The sequence below is a fragment of the Citrobacter sp. TBCS-15 genome, assembly GCF_005280815.1.
In the GTDB taxonomy this organism is placed as follows: domain Bacteria; phylum Pseudomonadota; class Gammaproteobacteria; order Enterobacterales; family Enterobacteriaceae; genus Citrobacter; species Citrobacter werkmanii.
In genome coordinates this window covers 82114-105671 of record NZ_SZWK01000292.1, presented here as the reverse complement: position 1 = coordinate 105671, position 23558 = coordinate 82114, and the positions used below count along the sequence as shown (strand labels likewise).

Annotated in this window: 19 protein-coding genes, 1 tRNA gene and 1 pseudogene; 3 read left to right on the top strand and 18 right to left on the bottom strand. The window is 44.7% G+C overall.

What is annotated here, in order from left to right; genetic code table 11:
- Positions 1 to 97 precede the first annotated feature (97 nt).
- From FDW96_RS18170 to FDW96_RS18145, 6 genes are all read right to left on the bottom strand, one after another.
- Positions 98 to 1048, bottom strand: coding sequence for an aminoimidazole riboside kinase (locus FDW96_RS18170; RefSeq protein ID WP_042310349.1), 951 nt, complete (start codon positions 1046 to 1048; stop codon positions 98 to 100).
- Between the two features lie 45 nt (positions 1049 to 1093).
- Complete coding sequence (locus FDW96_RS18165) at positions 1094 to 2107, bottom strand: OmpG porin family protein (RefSeq protein WP_137366091.1); 1014 nt, start codon at positions 2105 to 2107, stop codon at positions 1094 to 1096.
- A gap of 12 nt (positions 2108 to 2119) precedes the next feature.
- A complete protein-coding gene (locus tag FDW96_RS18160) occupies positions 2120 to 3613 on the bottom strand; it encodes a glycoside hydrolase family 32 protein (protein WP_137366090.1) in 1494 nt (497 codons plus the stop codon).
- 14 nt (positions 3614 to 3627) lie between these two features.
- The gene (locus FDW96_RS18155; protein ID WP_137366089.1) at positions 3628 to 4917 is read right to left on the bottom strand and encodes an OmpG porin family protein; all 1290 of its coding nucleotides are present in this window, start codon (positions 4915 to 4917) and stop codon (positions 3628 to 3630) included.
- A 98-nt stretch (positions 4918 to 5015) separates the two neighbouring features.
- A complete protein-coding gene (locus tag FDW96_RS18150) occupies positions 5016 to 6449 on the bottom strand; it encodes a glycoside hydrolase family 32 protein (RefSeq protein WP_061383051.1) in 1434 nt (477 codons plus the stop codon).
- 19 nt (positions 6450 to 6468) lie between these two features.
- Positions 6469 to 7707 (bottom strand): MFS transporter, encoded by a 1239-nt coding sequence (locus FDW96_RS18145; RefSeq protein WP_042310359.1) that lies wholly within the window; start codon positions 7705 to 7707, stop codon positions 6469 to 6471.
- Between the two features lie 265 nt (positions 7708 to 7972).
- Between FDW96_RS18145 and FDW96_RS18140 the strand changes: the two genes are divergently transcribed.
- Both FDW96_RS18140 and FDW96_RS18135 read left to right on the top strand, forming a co-directional pair.
- Entirely contained in the window at positions 7973 to 8968 is a 996-nt protein-coding gene (locus tag FDW96_RS18140) for a LacI family DNA-binding transcriptional regulator (RefSeq protein ID WP_042310361.1), read from the top strand.
- An 82-nt stretch (positions 8969 to 9050) separates the two neighbouring features.
- Positions 9051 to 9443, top strand: coding sequence for a VOC family protein (locus FDW96_RS18135; RefSeq protein WP_042310362.1), 393 nt, complete (start codon positions 9051 to 9053; stop codon positions 9441 to 9443).
- 688 nt (positions 9444 to 10131) lie between these two features.
- Here the strand turns inward: FDW96_RS18135 and FDW96_RS18130 are convergent.
- The 3 genes from FDW96_RS18130 to FDW96_RS18120 are packed head-to-tail and all read right to left on the bottom strand — an operon-like array spanning position 10132 to position 12003.
- Positions 10132 to 10683: a hypothetical protein gene (locus tag FDW96_RS18130; protein WP_131797670.1), complete on the bottom strand. Its 552-nt coding sequence runs from the start codon at positions 10681 to 10683 to the stop codon at positions 10132 to 10134.
- A gap of 7 nt (positions 10684 to 10690) precedes the next feature.
- Positions 10691 to 11326 carry a hypothetical protein gene (locus FDW96_RS18125; protein ID WP_137366088.1) on the bottom strand — a complete coding sequence of 212 codons (636 nt, stop codon included), beginning with the start codon at positions 11324 to 11326 and terminating at the stop codon, positions 10691 to 10693.
- 8 nt (positions 11327 to 11334) lie between these two features.
- On the bottom strand, positions 11335 to 12003 hold the full coding sequence (locus tag FDW96_RS18120; protein ID WP_137366087.1) for a hypothetical protein: 669 nt from the start codon (positions 12001 to 12003) through the stop codon (positions 11335 to 11337).
- A 528-nt stretch (positions 12004 to 12531) separates the two neighbouring features.
- On the opposite strand from FDW96_RS18120, the pseudogene FDW96_RS18115 reads away from it, so the two are divergent.
- A pseudogene (locus FDW96_RS18115) lies at positions 12532 to 12969 on the top strand (tyrosine-type recombinase/integrase); the annotation flags it as partial.
- Between the two features lie 14 nt (positions 12970 to 12983).
- Here FDW96_RS18115 and FDW96_RS18110 read toward each other — a convergent pair.
- From FDW96_RS18110 to FDW96_RS18070, 9 genes are all read right to left on the bottom strand, one after another.
- Positions 12984 to 13059: transfer RNA gene (locus FDW96_RS18110), tRNA-Thr, on the bottom strand.
- A gap of 165 nt (positions 13060 to 13224) precedes the next feature.
- Complete coding sequence (locus FDW96_RS18105; protein ID WP_137366312.1) at positions 13225 to 13689, bottom strand: isoprenylcysteine carboxylmethyltransferase family protein; 465 nt, start codon at positions 13687 to 13689, stop codon at positions 13225 to 13227.
- A 178-nt stretch (positions 13690 to 13867) separates the two neighbouring features.
- Positions 13868 to 15316 carry an EAL domain-containing protein gene (locus tag FDW96_RS18100; RefSeq protein WP_137366086.1) on the bottom strand — a complete coding sequence of 483 codons (1449 nt, stop codon included), beginning with the start codon at positions 15314 to 15316 and terminating at the stop codon, positions 13868 to 13870.
- A 647-nt stretch (positions 15317 to 15963) separates the two neighbouring features.
- On the bottom strand, positions 15964 to 16659 hold the full coding sequence (locus tag FDW96_RS18095; protein WP_137366085.1) for a fimbria/pilus periplasmic chaperone: 696 nt from the start codon (positions 16657 to 16659) through the stop codon (positions 15964 to 15966).
- Positions 16656 to 18272 carry a fimbrial protein gene (locus tag FDW96_RS18090; RefSeq protein WP_137366084.1) on the bottom strand — a complete coding sequence of 539 codons (1617 nt, stop codon included), beginning with the start codon at positions 18270 to 18272 and terminating at the stop codon, positions 16656 to 16658. The genes FDW96_RS18095 and FDW96_RS18090 overlap by 4 nt, the downstream gene beginning before the upstream one ends.
- A gap of 4 nt (positions 18273 to 18276) precedes the next feature.
- Complete coding sequence (locus FDW96_RS18085) at positions 18277 to 20769, bottom strand: CS1-pili formation C-terminal domain-containing protein (protein WP_137366083.1); 2493 nt, start codon at positions 20767 to 20769, stop codon at positions 18277 to 18279.
- Positions 20770 to 20827: 58 nt separating this feature from the next.
- A complete protein-coding gene (locus FDW96_RS18080; protein WP_137366082.1) occupies positions 20828 to 21505 on the bottom strand; it encodes a hypothetical protein in 678 nt (225 codons plus the stop codon).
- 52 nt (positions 21506 to 21557) lie between these two features.
- Entirely contained in the window at positions 21558 to 22145 is a 588-nt protein-coding gene (locus FDW96_RS18075) for a common pilus major fimbrillin subunit EcpA (protein ID WP_042310373.1), read from the bottom strand.
- 594 nt (positions 22146 to 22739) lie between these two features.
- Entirely contained in the window at positions 22740 to 23459 is a 720-nt protein-coding gene (locus tag FDW96_RS18070; protein ID WP_042310374.1) for a Crp/Fnr family transcriptional regulator, read from the bottom strand.
- Positions 23460 to 23558: the final 99 nt, after the last annotated feature.

The following is a 23558-nucleotide window of genomic DNA, read 5'->3' as shown; positions in this document are numbered from 1 at the left end:
GCAAAAATAAAGTAAAAATCCCCGCCATCCGATGAGGATGCGGGGACATTCACAAAATCACAGAGAGCTAAAATTATTTAGCTCGCCGTTATCATGCTTAAAGGTCTTTTATTTCGTAGTCCGGTAGATGACATTGCGTAATAAAAGCATTCAGCGTTTCGATATCCGGCAGTGCGGTCAGCGCCCCCTTGCGGGTTGTCGCGAGCGCACCGCAGCCACTGGCCCAGGCAATAGCCTGGCGAAGCTGTTCAACACACTCCGGCATCCGGTTGTCTGCCAGCCAGGCCAGCAAACCGGCGACAAAAGCATCCCCCGCCCCAGTCGTATCAATACTGTCGACGGTATAGCCGTTGAAATGGATCACATTATCCTGCCAAAGTACCATCGCGCCCTGCGCTCCGTAGGTTACAACTTTCAGTTGTGCAGGGAGCGCCTTAAGGCCGTCAAGCGCATGGGCAAAATCGTGTGTACCGGTCATCCAGTACCACTCTTCTTCTGAAAGCTTAAGAATGTCAGCCTGTAAAGAATAGTGGCGTACCACTTTGAGCATTTCATCCTTATCGGGCCACATTTGCTCGCGTAAATTTACATCGAAACTCAGTAATCCGCCCCGTTGTTTAACCTGAGCGATGGCAGAAGCCAATGTATCACGGCAACCTTCAGCCACCAGAGCCAGAGAACAGAAGTGCAAAATATCGTCGCTAAAATCTGGAAGCGCGGCGGACGTTAAAAATTGATCCGCGGAGGGATTGGTTAAAAATGTAAATCCACGTTCGCCACCGTTACCCAGCGAGACCAGCACCGTACTGGTTCTGTGCTGATTATCCACCTGAAGGCTTGCAGTTGAGACGCCTGCATCAGACAGCGTCTTTTTTAGAAAGTGGCCAAAGTCGTCATCACCAACCCGACCAATAAAACCACTTTGCCTGTGTAAACGCGCAGTACCAATTGCCACATTGAATGGCGCTCCTCCTGCACAAGCTTGATATTGCATGTCTGAAAGCGGCAAAAGATCAACCACCGCATCGCCAAGCGTCCAGATATTCATGACATTTCCTCAATGGTAATTAACGCATTTATTTAAACGTGACGATTAAAAGTTATAATCCAGCATCAGCTTATAGTCGGTGGTTATGGCATCACCATTAGTGACCCAACTGCCACTCTGGTTTATTAACGAGCCGGTTATTTCCCCGGACACCGTAAAACGAGAGGTTAATGGATAATTCGCTGATAATTTAAGAAAGCGGTTACGGGTATTCTGGAATACCTCTCCATCTTCATCCCGCGCATTATTTTTCTTATAATGCCCATATCCACCGCTAAATGTCGTGGATAATTTCCCCCAGTTGTGCCAGACGCCAAGTGATGTTGTCCAACTTTTTTCATCAATATCCCCCCATTGCGCACGGTCTAAAATGGCAGAAGCGAATTGCTGGCGAAACCAGACTCCAGTGGTATTGTTAATAATGTATTGAACGCCAGGTTCAATCTGAAATGAACGTCTATCCCGGTCATTTTGGGAACCGCCATCACGGCGATGATCAATCTGCTGATAAAGATAGTTAAAGAACGAGAAGTTGTCCGTAACACGCAAATCGGTAAAGAACTTGACGCGCCCCTGCCAACGGTCATCAAGTGATGAACTTCCGCCCATCACGTCCCAACCATAACGTAGACGCTTGTAGAAATATTCATGGCCAACAATCAACTGCGTCCACTGATTTTGGCTGAGGTATGTTTGATCCTCCCATGTCCCGTTATAGTTGGTAGTTCGGCCCTCAGAAAATGCCAAATACCAACCGGGTAACGCATCATGACGCATCACCCCTTGTACAAATGTCAGTGAATCATTTCCGTTATGGAAATGGCTGTTACGCCAGTTATTATCCTCGATAGCATATTTCATTTTCAGTTGACCATGAACACGACCGCCAGCAGGATTTGAGGAACGGGTTGAGGTCCACATTACGTCTTCATCCAGATATGACCACGGATCCACAGCAATCACCTTTCCCGATACATCCTTCATGATGCTCATGCTCGCATTCGCCAGCGCCGGAAACAGAAGAACAAAAATAACAGACAGGGCATGATAGTTTTTCATAGTGATATCTCGTTATATTATTTCTTTTATTTTCAATGTGGCGTGAAAATTATCATTTTGTGGCAAACTGATACTCCATGGTTTCTCCGGCATGGAATACATTCGGGTACTGAATGCGGCTTTATTATTTATATAAAAAACAGCAATTGAGTTTTGAATCAGCACACGTAACTCAATTTTTTCATCCAGAGGAACATTTACCCATGATTCCGCATTCGCATGGTGAATAGATGTGAGTGGCGCATTGAAAAAGTAGACCTTGCCTTTGCTCTTATTGAACACAACGTTAAGCTTTGCATCGCTTACTCTGTCGTCAGTCAGACCAAAACTCATCACCATTCCGGCAGAAGGGATATCTACAGTTGCACTTAACTCACCTCGTTTGGGCAGAGGTGGATACACAACAGACTGTAATGGACCAAACTGTGTGGCTGTTTTTATCATTTTACTGCTTGTTAAGCTGGTCACCGGACCGGGGTTATCATTAATGACCGTCTGAAGTTCCTGTGAAAGGATGCTGCTAAGCTGCCCCTGCTTATCTGCGATGAGCTCATGAGCGACCAGATTTCCTGCCCAGTCAATATTGCCATTGTCACTGCTTCCTGCTTTGGTTGGGATCCAACCAAAAACAAACAGGCGATCGTTTTTAAGTACAAGTTTTCCTGCGTAAAACCCCGAGCCATCAACCACATAATTGTCCATCTTTCGCCACGGTCCATCCGGATTATCCGCAACCCGGTACTGGGTCAGGCGTAGCGGCCATTGGTCGCTAAAGCTGAGATACCAACGTCCGTTAAAGAAAACCAGCGTTGGGCATTCGAGGTTAGAGTTACTGGTAATCGTGTCATTATCAAAAAATACACCACGGTCTTCCCAGTTCTTTAAATCGGTTGAACTGTACCGGGCTATGACACCGCGCCCCTCGCTACGCGTGGTAATTAACATCCAGTACTCTTTCTTTTCTGCAACCCAAACAACATGAGGATCCCGGAAGTCATTACCGCGATAATTATCACCTGGCAGAATCGTATCCTGCGGGTGTTTTACCCAGTGAAGACGATCTTTACTGGTCGCGTGCATAATGGACTCAACCGGGAACACATTTTCATTGTGCGCGGTATACCAGGCATGCCAGGTATTGCCGACTTTAATAATCGAGCCGGTTCCCAATAGCAGTTCAGGATCGTCAACGTCGTTAACGTAGGGAATCACTTCAGAATGGTTCTGGTAGTTATATAAATTGGTGCTCGATAATAAATGAATAGCATGTACGCCTAAATCGCTACCGCCGCGCACATCATTGAGATAAAAAATATCAAATTCACCATCGTTATAGACAGGCATTGGGTCACCAATAAATGATCCCTCCACCCGGGGAAAAAAATCATTAATATAGCGAATACTTTTATTGTGTAATGTTTCTTTAGAAGGCTGCGACCAGGCTGGCATATTGATAAACGAAAGTGCCAACAGAGCGGCAGATACCACTAATATTATTTTTTTCATGTTACACCTGAATATCAGAAGTTATAATTCACGCCAACCACGGTAAAGGGATTCCACGAATGGCCGCTAGAAGTCCAGAGCCCGTTTTCTTTCGTGAATTGTGCTTTGAACTCACCATATAATCTAACTTCACCAAAAACTGGATAACTAATTGTGCCACCAATGAATTTATAACGACCGTCATAGAAAACTTCTTTGCCATTGCTGGCGTTATCTATTTTGTCCTGACCGAAACCTAAATACAGGGAGGTTAACAGAGGATACCAGTTTCGCCAGAGTCCAGCCGTCACCTTCCATTCTTCTTCTACAATGTCGCCCCAGCTCTCACGTTCCTGACGGTTATAGTAATAATAAGGCCGCAAATACAGGCCGAGATCGGGATTCACACGGTATTGAATGGCGGGTTCAATTTCAAAAATGTACTGCTCGAGATCGCCATTTCCCGGTTCATTACCCTGCGGCTGATATTCGCCATAGGCGTAACCGGCCAGGCTCCATTTGTTGGTTAGTCGCAGGTCCTGCCAGATTTTGTACCTGTTTTTCCAACGTTTAGTTGCTGTTTCCGAACCAACCATGACCTCCGTACCGATATTACCGCGCCAGGTTTCAAAAATATGGCCGACAAAAAACTCATTGATCGTATTTGTGCCTTTGTAATCCTGATTACTAAATTGTCCTTTATAGCTATCCTCGCGGGCATTCCAGAAGCCAAAGTACCAGTTTGGTAACTCATCATGTCTTAAAAAAGCCTGAATGGTGGCGAGTTTAAATTTCCCGCTATTTTTCTTATTATCACTCCAACGAACATCATCAATTTCTATCTGAGTGCTGATGTTTCCATGCAGGCCACCAGCCTCCATATTACGACCAATACTGTCCCAGTGAACAGGAGGATCTTCCTGTCTTAAACGCAACACGCTGACATCATCAGACTTATCTAAAGTATTACTCTTTTTCACCTCAGTTGTTTTATTTTCAGTTTCTCGATGCGAGGCTGTCGGCATCGACGAAGTTGCCAGTTTATTTTCTGCCCCTGTAGTAACAGGAGGAGCAGTGACGCGATTGGTCGATTGTTCACCTCCTTTTGTTGGCTGGCCAATATTATCTTGTGGCGTATCATATTCATCAGAAAAATAGCTTTGATAACTACCGATATAGGTAGCTGGTTGTTCGGTATTATCCTGTGCAATAGCGGGAAATGCCGTAACTGACGTTATCATACAGGCCAGGATTTTTTGTTTTAAAACAAATTTTTTGATGTTTATCGCGCTAACGCGATAGTGAGGTATTAATATTTCATCCATTTCATTATCTCATTATTCCAGGCAATAACATGCCAGCCTAAGACTGGCAGAAATAAAAGCTCACTAGGTAAGAGGTAAGGCGAATCAGGACTAAATTATTACTCCAAAGACCAATATCCGGCTTCCTGTAATGAGGCAACACCATGATTCGCAAACAGCGAAAGATCGCGCTGCGCCGGATGAGGATAAATTCGGCTACTTAAGCATGCCTCACCCTCATTCACAAAAACCTCTACTGATGAGCGGTCGATAAAAATGCGTAATGACAGTACACCGTCTGCTGGCAACGAAATACTGCGAGTTCCTTCCAGCGAATATTCTGGATAACGACGCTCCACTATCAGACGTTGGGCCTGATTATCGACGTAAATTCTCAGCCCATCCCCTAATGACATACCAAACTGTTCCGCTGTAGAGGCGTTTAGATCCCATAGCAGTTGCACCTCGACCGCTTCGGCATCAGCCGTCATAAGGACTTTCTGATTCCGCAGGCAACAAGCAGGCGTTGGATAATAGCTGCCACGCAGCGCAGAGACTTCGTCAGCGGGTTTCATCCTCACCCGATGGTCGTCACCAAGGCTCAGTTCGCGCGGGAGAGACAGCATGCCTGCCCAGCCGTCCTGCTGTTCGGGCATCGGTGATTCCCACATATCCAACCAACCGATAACAATGCGGCGATTATCCGGGGTCAGAAAACTTTGCGGAGCATAAAAGTCGTGGCCATGGTCCAGTTCAATGAATTGTCCGTCATGGGTGAATTGTTGACCGGGCCGCCATTCCCCGAGTAAATAGCCACTCTGAAAAAGGTTGCGATGGTGATAACCTTTCGCCGCGATCCCTTGCGGAGAAAACATCAGGATCCGCTTCCCTCCCAGAGTAAAGAAATCAGGACATTCCCACATATAGCCCTTCCCCTCATCAGCCTCAGCGAATATCCCTTCGTCTTGCCATTTGCGGAGATCGGATGAACTATACAGACGCACTTGCCCCGTATTCTCTACACGGGAACCGACCACCATGTACCAGCATTCCCCTTCACGCCATACCTTCGGGTCACGAAAATGATGCAGTCCAGGGGGCGTATCAATCACCATCCCATGCCGCTCAAAATGGATACCGTCACGACTGGTGGCCAGACACTGCACCTGGTAGAGATTGTCGTCTGTGTCTGGCGAACCGTGAAATTTATGTCCGGTATAAATCAGCGCCAGCATATCGCCATCCACCACGGCGGAGCCGGAGAAACAGCCATCCACATCCGCCGGACCTTCTGGCGCCAGCGCGACTGGCAGATGCTCCCAGTGCACCAAATCTTTGCTGCGGGCATGTCCCCAGTGCATTGGCCCCCATTCAGGAGAATAAGGGTGATGTTGATAAAACGCGTGGTACCAACCGTCAAACCAAACCAGGCCGTTAGGGTCGTTCATCCAGCCTGCGCGAGCAGCGAGGTGATACCGTGGATACCATCGCGGATTAATACTGGATTGTGCTTTTTCAAGCGTCTGTTCGGCTTGTTCTAATAAGGATGTCATCGTCTTTACTCTCAGTACATTACACAGCATTTTGCTGCAGAAAGGATGGCTCAGATGAAGACTTATTTGAGCGCAAAAGGAAAATTGAAATGAACGTGGTGCAGAACACCATAATGCCCATGATTAGATAGGACTGGGCGAAGCCAAATTTCTCATAGCTAAAGCCTGCCAGCGGGGATAATACGGTGCCAATAATGGAACTGGTGCAGGCGAATCCCACCAGATAAATCGTGGAGGACAAACGCTTGTCAAAATTCAGACTGTTGTATTTAAAAATAGCGACTAACAATATCGGTAGTTCGACAGCGTGAAGTAATTTAGTAATGGAAATAAGTAGCGGTCCTTCCACCAGCCCGGAAGCGATCATACGCATCGCCATCACCATTCCGGCGAATATCAGACCATTTTTAGCGCCAATGCGATTAACCAACCAGGGTGCACAAAACATGCCTGCCGCCTCCAGAAAAACCTGGAAAGAGTTTAAATAGCCAAACATCTCATTCCCTTCTCTTAATGACGGGAACTGTGAAGAGAAATAGACTGGGAATTGCTGATCGTAAACGCCGTAAATGCAGGTCCCGACCACGAAGAATATCAACGCCCAGAAACGTGGCAGAGTAAGCAAATTCAGCGCATCTTCCAGAGAGACTTTTTTAGCGCCGATTTCAAGTTTTTCCATGCTTGCCGGAGCCGCGACTTTTAAACGGGCCAACAGACAGAAGAAGATAATCCCGGAGCAAGAGGCCACCAGGAAATTAAGGTCAGGGTTAATGTTAAACAGTAGCCCGGCAAAAAAGGTAGCCACAGCCCAGCCCAGAGACCCCCACATACGTGCCCGACCAAACTCAAAGGTACTCTGACGCGCAACTCGCTCGGTGTAGGACTCCAGAACGCCGATACCGCCGTTAAATGTCAGACCGATAAACAAACCGCCGAACACACTTCCCAGCAAAATATTAATACTCAGCAAATAGCTAAATAACAAATAAGCGGGTCCGGAGAGGATCAAAAGCGCTGTGATGCACCACAACAGATGTTTACGCAAGCCAAGTCGGTCCTGAATAAAGCCATAACAAACCTGAGCAAACAGCGCGGAGACGGATAGCACGGAAAAGATAATTCCGGTTTCCGACGCCTTTAGTCCCACTTCCTGATGCAGCCAAATAGAGAGAAGTGAACTTGATGAGGACCAGGTCACAAAGAAAAAGAACAGCAGCGCGCTGAGCAGCAGATAGCTGCGAGAAGATCTTTTATTCATCTACGTAATCTCAGGGAAATGACATACCGAGATGGTAACGTTAACATTTTGCCTGTACACTTGATTTTGATGCGATAATCGATGTTAATCACAAAAGTTAACGTTAACATTTTTATGCTCGGATCAAGATCACATTTTTTATCGTCGCTTGCCATTCATCGGGGGTCGATGTCTGGAATAAATATTTGTCTTTGTTCACAACCCGTTAATAGATGGATTGCGTACAATATCTGGATTGGGTAGTTAGTTTCTTTAATGGAAGACTATGGCATCTTTAAAAGATGTGGCCAGACTGGCCAATGTATCGCTAATGACCGTGTCTCGGGTGCTGAACGATCCGAAACGTGTGAAGCCTGAAACCCTGTCCCGGGTACAGGAGGCTATTTTACAGCTAAATTACGTGCCGGACCTCTCTGCCCGGCAGGTTCGTCGTGTCGGTTCCAGAAATAAAACGATTGGCGTGCTCGCGTTGGATACTGTCACAACCCCTTTTTCAGTCGACATTACGTTGTCTATCGAGGAAACCGCGCGCGCCTACGGCTGGAATAGCTTCGTGGTTAACATGTTTGCCGATGATAATCCTGACGATATTGTCGATCTGCTGCTCGCACACCGACCCGGAGGGATCATTTTCACCACGATGGGATTGCGTGAGGTGAACGTCCCTTCCAGGCTACTGAAGCACCCTTGCGTTCTGGCCAACTGCGAGAACAAGGGAGAAGCAGTTGCCAGCTATATCCCCAATGATGAACAAGGGCAATATACGGCAGTGCAGGCGCTATTAGCAGCGGGATACCGTCGCCCTCTTTGCCTGCATTTACCTGTCAACCATCTGGCGACGCGACGCCGCCGTCAGGGGCTCGATCGCGCCTGCCGTGAGGCCAATATTAATCCTGACGCGCTCGAACACTGCTATATGCAATATGGAGATGAACACTATCGTGATATTCCGGACATTTTGCTGAGATATATTGATCGGGGGATGCCGCAATTTGATTCGGTAATTTGTGGCAATGACCGTATCGCATTTATGGTATATCAAACGCTGTTAACACAGGGGATTCGCATCCCACAGGACATTGCTGTTCTTGGGTATGATAATCTCGTTGGGATCGGAAATTTGTTCTTACCCCCGCTTTCCACAGTCCAGTTACCGCATTATGAAATTGGGCGTTTAAGTACGTTGCACATTATCAACGGCGACAGTCACCGGGAGAAAGTTCTGGTCGACAGTCCCTGGCTGTTACGCGAATCATTCTGAACATGCCAACAGGTTACCCCATCTACGCCACCACGACAGGAAAGCCACTGAGACTCCTGGCATCATGAATATGAGGGAAAGTATGTTTTCTTACATTATGTTAGGTACCAACAATCTCCCGCGCGCCATTCAGTTTTACGATCCGCTAATGGAACTGCTTGGGCAACCGCAGGCCGGGCGTAATGAAGAAGGGGCGTCGTGGGGAACATTCAACAGCAACCACACCGTTGGGCTGTGCATCGGCAGCCCCTTTGATCGACAACCTGCCAGCGTTGGTAATGGCACGATGGTGGCGCTGAATGCGCGTTCCGTCGAACATATTGAGCAGTTGCACACCCTCGCGCTCAGCCTGGGCGGCACAGATGAAGGCGCGCCGGGTCATAGGCCGCAGTATGGTCAGGGATTTTACAGCGCCTACGTACGCGATCCGGACGGCAACAAGCTCGCGTTTATCTATTACGCGAACGTAGCCTGAAGAAGTCTTTATCCGGTAATTCTGTTATCGGCGTGAACTCGACAGGCTCAGAACCCAAAAGCAGTTCAAATCTTTAACCCGAGTCAAAAAGTATGCGTGCGGCGCGAGAGGAGAAACGTGGTTTTCTTAAAGGCCGGAGGACGTAATGACTTGAAATGGTGCGATAATAGGAACAGTACATAACCATAAAACCTATTGAATTACATGTGATTTTCCATTTTAGACTTTTATTGATACCCCCAAAAGTACCCCCATAAGATTTTCTTCTCCGACATCAGATCGCATAAAGGTTTTCCGTGGTTTTCACACGCTTACGAAATACCTATTTGGTCGCATTTCTAAGTTATAGAAGACTCATGTAACAATACCTAACTTTACTCATAATCGCTTAGTAGCTAGCTCTACTCCAGCAATGAGCCACCAGATACAGCAAGGGCTGGAGAGAAATTTTCTGCTCTTCTTTTTTACCAGGATATGTCGGTGATATCGCAATTTGTATCTTCTGAGAACTCAAAGATAGAGGTCTACACCTTTGCGCCGCAGGTTTTTGCTTAACTTAATCTTTTGACATGGCGTACTCTACACACTGCGGTTTAGCACCAAAAGGATATTAAAGCCTTTGAGTAAAAGATCGCTTGCTAAGCGATCTTTTACATATGTAGCCATTATGACTTTGAAAAAAATAATACTAATCGTATATTTTGCTAAAACCACTTTTAAGTTTTAGAGTTTCTGCTTCAGCAGTATTTTGAGGGATAAATTGTTTAATATACGATTTTATACTTCCGACATCAATTTTTTTAAGTTGAGTTTTTTGCGTTATTTCCTCTCCAGTTTTAACACCTGAAACTTTCTTTTTTATTAATAAACCAAGAGCACTGACGCTACTCATATTGAGGTTTACAATATTGTAATGCCTTGATTTTACATCAGAAATCAGTGAATCGCCGTCTTTTTGATCTACTGAAAGACCGCAGACGTTAAAGTCTTCATCACTCAAAAAGATACAATCAATTGATGATAGGCTTCCGCCATTTGTCACCAACGTGGCTACGACTTTTTTATCATCGTCACTCACTAAACTTTCACTATCAATTTTCCAGATAGATAAAGTATTTCCAGAGGTTTTACAGCAATTCGTTACACCATCAGTTCCAAGATCTTGGGGGGCAACATTGTGGCTAATTGGATTCATCCAATCCCACTTAGATTTAGTAATTTTCCTAATATAAATTGCCATTATCAACTCACTCTTTTATATGCTGCTTAAGATTGCTAATAACTTTTTCTTTATATTCATTAAGAAAACCGTAATCGAATTTTCTTATCTGTTTCGCTATCTCCAAAGCATCTCTATCCTTTCCATATTTGTCTAATAAAGATAATGCACCTTCCGCAGCGCTAATATCTTTATGTGACAAAAACATTTGGATGATAGTCAGCACAATACCTTCAATATCTGATTCATCAAGAGACATCAAAAGAGCAAAAAACTTTTCAATTGTCACGCTGTCAGAAACATACACTTTTCTGGTTGCCATATTGATGAATGACATTTGTGCTTCGGACTTACTTTTTCTAAATATATTCTCCACAACATATTTTAGTTGTGGATTATCCCCATAACCAAAATCTTCGGTCAACAGCATTTTATACACAAATGACATTATTTTTTCTAAGTCATCGGCATTTTTTGCTTTGGATTCTAAAGCACTACTATCTGCGTACTCTACATAAGTACTCAAATTTGTAGATGTGTTTTTGTTATCATCTTCGCTAAAATAATATTTATTAAAATAATTGAGCACTACTTTATTATAGGTAGAACCTACATTAGCACTTTTATCTTGAACCCAATTATTTTTTGTGTCGATATGAGTCATAAATTACCTCAACCTAAAAGATAATCGACATTTTCTCTTGCTATATCAACAAGTTGCCCAAAGTGCTCGCTAGAGATTGCGAATCGATCTAAAGAGTTCTCAGGAACAGTGTTAACATCTAACTGGATGACTATTGCGTCAAAAGTTTCACTTGGGCTATTCGAGTTCATTACAGGGCCACGGCTGGTAGTAGCGACGACATTAAAAATTTCACTGCCATGCTGTTCTCTTTTGGCTCTTCTGGTATTCCATTCGAAAAAGTTACCCTGATAATCATCATTAAAGAATTTGGCGTACATTTTTTCATTATTTTCAGGCGTTACACGCTCAATTGAAGTAACAATTGAAGCAAGACGCCAAGCCTTAGCACCTGCCTTAACTTTTGAAAGTGCATTTGTTATAAAATCAAGCCTTTTGATAACATCGGCATTTTCAGGTTTAGTGTCTCTGTAAAGCATGTTTATATTTACAGCTTCAGATGCAAACAAAACAGAAATATTTTCAAACTCATTAATGCCAACAATACGGATAACTTTCCGAACCCCCATTGGAGTTATTTCATCGGCAAAGCTTGGTAAAAACTTGTTTTCAAATGCAGTAATTAAAGGAAATATACTTTCTGGGGAATTATCAATAAATTGCCCTTTGGTGAAGTAACTAAACTGAAACTCAAACATTTAAAACTCCTTTTTTGTTCAGTAATCATATAATTCTATAAGCACTACAACCAGTTATAAGCCGGTATCATATCAATACATTAGTTTATACCATAACTTGATTGCCTTACGAGATGTAAGTTGTAATCTTCACATCTTACTTCACTCATCACTAAAAACGCGCATCATGCGTATTTCCTAACCTATCATGTCCACTGAACTAAGAACTTTTTTATACTCGATAGTAACTTACCTGTGAACTGCTCAAATCAAACATACCAAATGATGCAACTGTAACTTAGAGCGCGTTCTGCCAAAAATCCCCACTTGCGCTGCCGGTGGGTGACAACTTTTGACAACTCAATCTGAACGCCAGCGTCCGGGCAAACCAGAACAGCGATCTGAAAGAGGCTCGAGGATGGTTGCAGAGCGGGTGTGCTTAACACCTCCCCTTCACGAGTTCGTGTACCTGAAGTTTTCTGAAGCGGTAGCGGTTGACACTTTCCCCCTAGTTTTCCCTAGTAAGGCATAACAAACCATAACAGGCTGACAGGCAGGGCGATTGGGGTCGCCCTTAATGATTCTGCATGCAGGGTATTACGCGATCAGGTAGGAAAGCACAATCGATGGGTGTTCGTTCACACTGAATCATCTGTTCGTCCGGATGGAACAAGGACTAAAGAGGTCAGGAAGATGAGGAGCGATGCTAACACAGCGTGGAGGGCTGCGTTAAGAAGAGCCGGAATTGAAAACTTCCGTTTCCATGATTTACGGCACACCTGGGCTAGCTGGCTTGTGCAGTCCGGCGTTCCTCTATCAGCGCTTCAGGAAATGGGAGGTTGGGAGAGTATTGAAATGGTTCAGCGATATGCTCACTTGGCACCGAATCACCTGACGCAACATGCGATGCAAATTGACTCATTTCTGGCAGGAAATGGCACAAATATGGCACAAGGCACGTTTGCAGACTTGGTGAATATCGGGTGAAGCCGCATGGGTACTGGTGCCGATAATAGGAGTCGAACCTACGACCTTCGCATTACGAATGCGCTGCTCTACCAACTGAGCTATATCGGCCCTGAAAAGGACATGTCCACGAATGTGAACACGGGGTAGAAGGTTAAAACTAACCGGGCGATGCGTCAATGGCCTTGTGAATCAAACGCCTATTTTTGCATCATCCGCTTTCAATTACGCACGAATCGTGTCAACACAAGAACGCTTGTACACGGTTGGTTATGACTATAGCCAACGACGAACCCGTTGCTCATATCGTTCCCATTCCGGCCCGAAATGTTTTCGCAACTGTTCTTCTTCAAAATCGATATGCAATCTGGCTATCACCAGCATAAATAATGGTACAGCCAGTATCCCGGCGAGGCTGCCGACGCAGAAAGCGAAGGCCAACTGGAGTCCGCTCATTCCAAGGTAAATAGGGTTGCGGCTCCAGGCGTAACAACCTTCGGTAACAAGCGTGGTCGTTCTTTCCGTATGAAGCGGGTTCAGCGTCGTGCGTTTCATTAGCATTTGCCACGCGGTATGCAGTATCACCCACAGACTGACGCTGGTCAGTAATGCGCTGATCACGATATTCACCGCACCGAATATGAAACGTGGGCTCGCCGTCATCGCATCCGCTGCGAGGAAAAGTACTAAGATGAGTGGTGGCGGAAACCAGACTCTTAATTTTTGCAGGAAATGGCGCATAACGACTGAACCGGCTTGATGAACGCTGATACCGCTATAAATACCCTGTAAAAAACACATAGACAAACGATGTTTCACTCACAACAGGCTATCGCCTTCACCAGGCAGACTCTGTAGTACTAACCTCGGCAAAAATACTGGCATCAGAGGCATACGCCCCTGATGTTCCCGTCAGGTTTCATGCTGAGAAAGTGGAATCCGGCGCTGATTCAAATAGACCTACCGACTGCTTGTAAAAACGCATAAAATCATCAAACATCACTGGCGGTAAAAATTGATAACCCTGTAGGTAATCAACATTATTTTTTCCTAACCATTGCTGCTGATAACCATGTTCAACCCCCTCCGCCACCATACGTAATCCCAGGAGTCCAGAAAGGTGAATGATTGACTCGAGCATAGGGATATGTTGCTCAACATCTTTAATAGCCTTGATGAAAGTTTTATCAATTTTTATAACATCCAGGTCTAACTCATTGAGATAGCAAAGGTTAGCATATCCTGTCCCAAAATCATCTAAAGCAAACAAAACTCCTTTGTTTCGCAGCGATCGTATCAGCTCTTTGATGGCAGGAGTAATAGTGAGCGTCTGGTTTTCGGTTATTTCAATCATCAATTGAATCGGTAGCCTTTGTGTTATCTCCATAAAGTTAAGGCATTCCCAATAGAAAACGGGATTACTTAAACCTGATGGACTGACATTAAAAGAGACAAATAGAGTTTTATTGATATCCTCACTTCCATCGACCAGATTACGCGCGACGGTAGTCATTAAATAGCTCGTTAACTCATTCATTAAGCCACTTTTTTCAGCCAGTGGTATAAACTCACGTTGAGAAATTGCATAGTTATGCCCATGTGGCCAGCGAGCTAAAACCTCAACACCACAGACATCCCCATTGATATTTACGATGGGTTGAAAATAAGGAATGATTTCTTCATTCCTTATTGCCATACTCAGTCGACCAGAGTCTGAGATATCATATGCATCGCCGTATATTAAATTTTCACCAGAATGACTGTTCGTCGGACAACCATCATGCAATAAATTATTTCTGGTTAAAAAAATGATAGTTTCATTAAAATGTGAAAACCCCAGACGAGCGGTAATTCGTTCCCGGTATCTATACACTGATTTAATGGTTAGCGAGTTAGCAATACAAAAATCGTGCAATTTTTCTTTTGTAAATGATGCATACAGCATTTCCTCTTCAAATTCAGACAAATGAAAAGTAAACATCGTTGAACCTTTAGTGACTTCCACAACTTCAATGGGGGCCATCAAATTGGCTCTTAGCTGAAAAATCAACTGTTCCGATAATTCCCGTCCATTAATGAATGCATACTCTTCGTACCCTCGATTAACAGAACGCGTTTCATTCATCCGCAGAACAATACAGTTTATATTGATAAACTGTGTGCTATTTCGTTGAAACCATTTCCTGACAAGGAATAATGGTAACCGATTATCGATAATCAGCAAACAGGATGGATACCGTGGAATAATTGACTGAGTACCAGAAATAAATGATCGCGCATCAACCAGCACCAGATTTGGCAACCACGCTTTTATTCCTGAGAAAAGGAAAATATCATAACTGAGAAGAAAAACCTTTTTCGTATTCATAGTTATCACCAACTTTAATTTATGGCATAGCAGGCCCCTCGTTTTATGCACGAGAGCATGTACAACACCTTTAACCTCCAATAATTATAAGGCGGCGCGTGAGTTAACTTTTTCCATAAGTCATCTCATGCAGGTTAGGAATTTATAATCACAACTGTCCATATGAGTATCCCCGTAAAATAGCAAGGCCTTTTAAACACTGAAAAAGGAATATTCCTGATTCCTAAGCGGCACAAATAAAATCGCTCACGTTGACAGCAAGTCAAAATATAAAACCATAAAATCAAAAAACGACAACATATGTAACTAAAAAAATTATTCTGCCAGACAAACCCTGTGCGCATGTCATAAAATTCTTATCCCATAACCATTTCCAGCGATATGGATCACATTTCATTAGAAAAAAAACTGGCTTAACATGAGCTACTCAGTAATATCATCAGGAACATTATCATTTAATTTTTTGACGATAGCTGCACGGCCAATCTGTAATATCAAGATATCTCAGTTTTTCTGGTGGAATCTTACTCAAACTGATCATTCATTACACTTTCATACAATCCATTTCAAAAATAACGTATATTGTGTACGAATGGAAAAAATTTTATCTATTCTGAACTTATGACTGTATTTTATAAAGATACATACTATTGATTCATTCTGAAGCACCCCTGCCCCACAGGTAAATATTTCTGCAAAGCAACTATAAATTTTCTGTTTTGTGTTTTTAGTTCACTACTATGCCAGGTTTCCCCGGGTAACACATAACGCATAATGGCTTCATCATCTGTTGAATGGCACCCCCGGTGTACGATGACCTTAAAAAAAGTATTCCCGGTGTTTTTCAGTGTCCCGTTTCTCTCATCAACCGAGTATGCCAGATTGATTTTTCTCGGACGAACAACCAGTATGGTATCCATGGCGATTACCGGGAGCGCCGCTCCGCCTTTCCCTTGATTGCGCTGGGTAAGCAGCGTTATCGGCATTTCGCGAAACAGAATTCGATAATAACGTTCCTTATCATCCTGTGGACCACGGTAGAAAATCTTAAAAAATTCGCTCGCCTGCGGTGCCAGTGAAAAATTCAGTGGTGTAAATAAAAGTTCGCCTTCGGCAATAGCGCTTCTGTTTTCACCTCCTGGCCCCGGTTTATCAATTTTTACTGCGCTAATACTGTACAAATTCTGTTTCTGGCTATCGTTATAGATTCGTTTACTGATAAACGATTTATCCGATGGCATCTCATAAATAGTTGATTCCAGATAAACAGCCTGTACAGAGCATGCAGCCAGCGCAGACAGCAAGACAAATACCCATCTAAGTGCCAAATGGCAGCGATTCATGGCGTGACTCCCACCCAATTCGCCGTGACTTTTATCTCTCCACTGGCACTGACGACACCTTCCCAGTCCGCACCAGAAACGGTTAACAGCGAACGTGAATCATTCATTGGGAAAAGCAATTTCAAATCAGTGGCATAGTAGCTTCCATCATCGTTGTTATTTGCGTCCCAGGGCGTCTGTTGCCACTGCGCATCGCTCATGTTGATTGCCGCCTCACTACAGCTGTTTCGTTTCTGCACCACGCCCCCCGACTGACTGTTGTACTGAAGAAAGGCGGGAATTGGGACGGATAGTCCTCCTTGCGTAGAGGTAAACAGGCAATAAGGCACATTGTTTATCGTTGTACTATCCCCAATAACCTGGGCGGTAATGCTATCGGCCTGACGGGGTCCGGAGACGGTTACGGTGTAATCCATCTCAATCGGAGCGGCATCGCCAATCGTACCGCTGCCGCTTGCAGAAGTAGTATTATTCGCAGAGATAATACTGATCCCATACTCCTTCGGCACAATATTAAGCTGCAGCGAAGGTGTAAACTGGTAATATCCAGACTCTGGTGTTAAGCCATTATAAAAACCAAAAGTAAACGGTTGACTATTAGTAATGCTGATTCCTGAATCGACGAGATTTTTCAGAAATGCTTTCGACAGAAAAATATAAATATACTCCCCAGACGTGGTAAAAACGTTGTAATACGCCGTTGAAGTACCATAGTTATACCAGTTTGAACCATTCCCGGAGTATCTCACGGTGGTCGCTCCGGGCGTAAAACCAAGCATCGCCGTGTCAACATAAGCTCGAAACGTCAGAGAGGCGGTCAGATTAGCCGTTTGTTGCAGGTTATAACTCACCATCTTGCAAATCACACCATCGGTGCCGCCCACCACGCCAAGCTCACAATAACCAGAGTCTTTGGTGATGCTCGGCGTTCCGTCGCTGGCAACCCAAAGTTCCTGAAACGCATTAGTCGATTCAAGTGACAGATGCCCGCGTTTGGTCAACGTGTAATTAACGTAATTCCATAATCCAGTCGACTGGTCTTTGCATCGCTGTCCGGAAGAATAATCATAATTTACAGAAGTATAGCAGCGGTTGAATACGTAGGTTTCGCTGCTACCGGTAGATACATTGCGAAAATACTCATAGGCAGTATCTGTCAGGGAGGCGAATCCGTAGGCTCCGCCAACAACGCCTGCGACAGATCCCACCTGTGCATGATAAAAACCATTATTGTCAGTTCCTTGCCCGGCAATAAACCCGGTCGATGGGCACTGTGTGCCGCTATAACAACGAATTCCCCGGAAAGGTCCATTAATCGGGGAGTTATCAATCCACATATCCTGATAATAATTTCCGGGTGCAGTCCAGCCCACAAAACCTAAATATCCGAGGCTGACCTGCGAGGTACCGTATTTTATCCACGTGTTTGACCCGCTGAAGCGCGGATCAAGCGCCGATGGGGTAATAAAATATTCACCATCGATGGCATTTTCAATAAATAAATAATTATTGCTGACAGAGCCGGACGAGGAGGCCTTCAAAGCTAAAACAGGCAAAGGCGTAAAGCTCCCCACGGCACAGATTAAAATAACCCACTTAATTAATACTTTCATTTTATTACCTCTGTGCCATGGTGGTTTGCGTTGCGCATTTCACCTCACCAACCCACGCTGCGCCGCGTGCTTTTTCCAGATCAAGATCGGCTTCACATACGCTGCCATTGGCTGAAATTAACGTGATGACCGGATATTTTTTATCAATATCGATAGCAAACTCACCCTTTTCATCCGTGCGCGTTTTACCAATATGGTTATGAATATCGGTATTTGCAGCCAATTGCCCATCAGGGTAGCGAATACGCCCGAACACGGTGACCATGCTTTTAATTTCAGGGTTAATAACGCCAACGTTCCCCGGATAAAGCGTCAGTTCCTGTTTGCGTCCTGAAACAATATCGAAGCTGTCCTCAGAGTTCTTATCATTGAGGATCTCCAGCTTGTATTGAGCATAGGGCGGGAGTGCAATGAAATTGGATTTACCGCTGAGAAGATAATTACGATTATTAATCTTCGCAGCCAGTTTCCCCTCGCCGGTCAAATCTGTTTTCACGATGACACCAGACCGCTGCCTCTCTTTACTCAGACCGAAGTCTTTGCCAGCCCACGCCAGAGAGCCTTGAGAAGAGAAGTTCATATTGGTGGAGTTATCCGCGGAACGCGTTACCGATACGGTACCGGCGTTATATTTCGTGTCATAACTCAGATTGCCATTTATCGAATAATTGTTGTCGTAATATTGTTCACCACTCAGACGGGTTGACGCCGCCAGGCCGACCGATTTAATGGGACCTTCAGCATACTGCTTGCGCGCGCTGAGATTCCCCTGGGTGCTGCCATAGCGATCCCGGGAGACCCCCATGCTCAGCCAGGAAGCCAACGGCAACGATAAATCCAGGCTGACATAACGTTCCTGTCTCCCATCGTCATTTCGGTTGTTGTAGTAATAACGCTGGATCCCAGCACGCAGTCCAACCGAGGCATACCTGCCAGAATATAGAGTAGTGCTGTAATCAAGGTTACGGTATTTATTGCCGGAATAACGATTCTCCGTCTGACTCACGGTGAGCGAACCGCCATGAGGAATAAACTTTCCGAGGTTCAGCGTGCCGCCAATAGAATAATTGTCACGTTCCTGCACCGGCAGACGATCGCCAATTTTACTGTCTTCACGAGATGCCCAAAGAGAACCATACCCCTCAGGCACATTGAGATTAATGTTACTGATGTTTCGCCATGACGAATCGTTCGCTACCAGCGTCTGAGCGCCAATGCTGACGTATTCATTCACATTGAGTGTGACATCCGTTTCATTGACCGCATTGTTGTCAAAACCGTAGATCGTCGACTTCAGACCTAACCCCGACAATATCGCCAGCGTTACCGATGCGGCCCCGCCGGCAATCCATGTCTGCTCGCTGCCCAAATCACGATAATGGTTACGCTTATAGCTCACCCGATCATAATCCAGTGAGCCGCCAAAAAACTGCCACGAGAGCTGATCAATTCCAGCAGCCTGCTGGCGGGCAAAGATTTTATTAACCCGGCTGATACGACTATTAATCGTCCGGCCATTGACCACGATATCTACCGTGACGTCATAAACTCCATACGGAAAACGACTGGTATCAATTTCATAGCTGCCCATATTAAAGTTCTGCACGCTGAGCAATCGTCCGTCACGAAAGACATGAACCTCGCCAGCTGCTGGCAAAAATACGGTAATCGGCGTGAGTGAAAGCGCGGTGTTTTCAACCACCGTATTTCCTTTGTTTCCGTAGCTCACGCCGTAAATTTTACCGCCATTCAACGCATTCAGGCTGGCAATAGACTGGACATTCCAGGTGTCAAGCATCCCGAGCGCCAGTCGATACCCGTTATAATCGCGCTCATACATCGCCCGATAGAGTTTACTGGTGCCATTGCTGTCGCCTATGCCGTAAAACGAACCGTTAATGTTGATGTGGTGTTCACGTAGCGATGTTGTATTGTCCATCGTCAGATAACTGCGGGTGCTACTGCCGTTACGATAGTCGTTGTAGTAAGTGCCGAAGTTATAATTCAGGATGTTGGAGAGCGTCTCTACGCTGGAAGGCCCGAGCAGACTGCTACGTGCGACAATCGCTTCAGTTAATGCATCTTTGCTGACGATCATCTCCAGGTGAAATGAAGAGACATTGAGTTGCAGGCGCACATCATCTGACAGTTCAATTTTCGTGTTGTCATGAAATTTCACATCACGAATTTTTTCCACCATCGCGCGGGTTTTCTCAGAGAGCACCGCATTATTGGGCAATTCAGCAAGCGTCAGGGCTTTAACGGTAATATTGCCATCAACAAGCGCAATAACCGCATCGGCAATTTTTTGCTGACTTTTCTCGTCAGTCTCGTTGTAGCGAATATATACCGGCACCGTCATTCCCTGCTCCAGTGAACGGGCGAAAGCGCTGGGAATAACGTAATTACCCACTTTTACTGGGGCTGCATGTGAAAATCCTGGTGTCAGAGCAAGAAAAAGACAAAAGCTACCGCCGACAATATTATTTGTTGTCATATGCATCCTTACATTCCGGTATTTTTATTTATCCCGTACAGATGGCTGCAATCGACCATCACTTCACTGTAATAAACTGTTTACCGTGCCAGATACCGATCCGTGAACGGCTATTGCTAATGTCGGTAAACTGTAATTTTATTTTCGTACCCGGCATAATGTAATAACGTTCGCGACAGCCTCGTCCCCGATCGCGGGCCTTATCCTTACATGCCCCATAGGCGATCACACGAAACGAAACATTGCCGGTATTGGTAATAACATCGCCATGTCGGCTATATTCAAAACGCTCCTTTCGCGGCGCCACCACCAAAATAGTGCCAATTTCAGCGGATGCTGTCGCAACAGCCATTTTATTGGCCCGGGTTTCTGCGCTCTCGGTGACCGGTTCATCAATCCATTGCAGACGATAATAACGCTCGACATCATCTGCAGGTCCTTTATAGAAGAAACGAAATACATCCTTCGCCTGACCAGGCAGAATAAGATTGGCAGGTGTAGAAAGTAACTCTCCAGAATTAACAGGCTTTATTTCGATACCACCCGCCAAAGGTGATGACAATTGTTTTACCGAAACACTGACATAACGTGCCGAATCTGTCATATTGGCAATTTCTTTCGATAATGAACTCTCAGCAGAAGTCATTATCGATGTAATCTCACCGACATTAATTGCCCAACTGGAAAAAGATGTTACTAACCCTACCAACATTGCTGCCGGTAAATATTTTTTCATGACACCATTCCTGATAAATTCGGGAGAAAATATTCTCCCGAATCTTTATTGCTTAGGCAGACGGAGTCGTCCAGGTTGCATTGAACTGTACTTTTACATCACCAGTCCAATAGCCGTCCGGCAGGGCAGAGTAATCCGTTACTGCCTGGGTACCATCAGAAGTCGCTGACGCGATGGTGAATTTGAAGTTGGATTGATCGCTGACACGAGCAGCACCATTATAAGCGCCATCAGCCATCAGGCTTTCAAGACCAGAAGTCGAGCTGGAGTTGACCAGGACGGTATCTGATGAATTAGTCAGCGGGGTGCCATTCCATGCCACCCCGACGTTCAGGGTAGAAGCATCGCCACTGGCGTTAGTCAGAGTATTGCTAACAATCTGAGCAGTCAGTTCAAAATCAGTGGCGGTCTCCTGGCCTTGAATGGTCACATCAAATGCGCCATCCTGGGAGTTGAAGCCATTCAGTCCTTCCGCATACTGAAAGGTTAAAGAATTCAGCGGGGTGACAACCAACATGCTGGAGGTATCTTTTGTTGCCGTCGCATCCCACGAGGCTGTTGCAGAAGCAGTAACATCCGCCATTGCATTTGCCGCAACAAATACAGAAGCCAGAGAGGTCACTAATAATAATTTTTTCATTTTATCTTCTCCTAAGAACAAACTCACCACCGAGTCTTATTATTAAGTCACTCCAGCGGTTCCATTATTGCGAGCCAGAATTGCCGCGCCCAAAAATTATCATTTGAATTAAGTAACATCTCAACAAACCCTGAAACGCAGAAATTATAAAAGACTAAGAATTTTCCCACAAAAAAAGACCTCTAAGAAGTTTCCTAAGAGATATTTACTCAAAACAAGCCTCGCCCCAGAATTATCACCCAAACAAATAAGTCACAGCAAACAATTCATCTTTTTTATGTTTTTGATATTTATCAAAAATGTCATACAAATAAATTCACACCAAAATCCTTACAAAACATAAAGATAATCAAAACATCCATATTTCATCCAGAATGCTTATTCTTTGTTGCAATTTTGCTAAAATTTATCCTTCACAAGAAAATTCTCATAAAACTTTCGTTTGAAGGGGAATATTCTTATAAACAAAGCACAAGTCTGGAGGATTAATATTCGAATTGATAATTATTTCACACAAGTAATACCAGGAATTTTCCATATAAAAAGAATATTCCTGGTATTACCAGATAAAAATCATGTGCATAAAGGAGAGAATTAGATGAAGCTTTTCAAACCAAGGTAACTATTAAGTGTTACCGTACGTACCCGATGTATGGTAATCAAATCCTGTTGTTCGAGTGATTTTAATGAGCGGCTGACGGTCTCAATTTTAAGGTCGAGATAACTGGCAATTTCTTCCCGGGAAAAAGGCAATCGAAGCGTCGTTTCCGGTCTGCCAATGCGCAAATGCATCTCGTAAAACTCCACCAGGAAAGCGGCGATTCTGGCCTCCGCGTGTTTATTCGCATAACGCCGCAATTTCTCAACAATGAACCCATTATCTCTGCACAGAAACTTGATGACTGCTGCGGCCACTGAAGGATCCTTCTCTGCGACCTTGAACAACCGCGCGATGTCGATATGGCAAACTTCCGCAGTCGTTGCAGCCCTGATGGTGGTCAGATACGTTCTCCCTTCGACAGCATCCAGCGCCATGATATCCCCCGGAACATAAAAGCGGCTGATCAAAACGTTATCGCCACATTCCACACTGGACTTGCAATACCCCTCATGAATCACAAAAAGCATCTCAGCGGTTTCATCCTGCCGAGCGAGAATCTCACCTGCTTTAAACTTCCTTCTTTTGTCTATTAACCTGTACTCATTATCACGATCAATCACCGATCCCTTTGGACACAGCGAACAATGGCGGGGTGGAAACGGATTGCCGAGCGGCACAACAGGAATGCTAAGTTTGTGAATATCCGATTTCACGCAACAACTCCTCATAAAAATGAGACTGATTCTAATAGAACGGGCGTTAGGAACAATACGTGAGCCGCAGACCAGGAAAATTCATTCCAGACAGGGAAA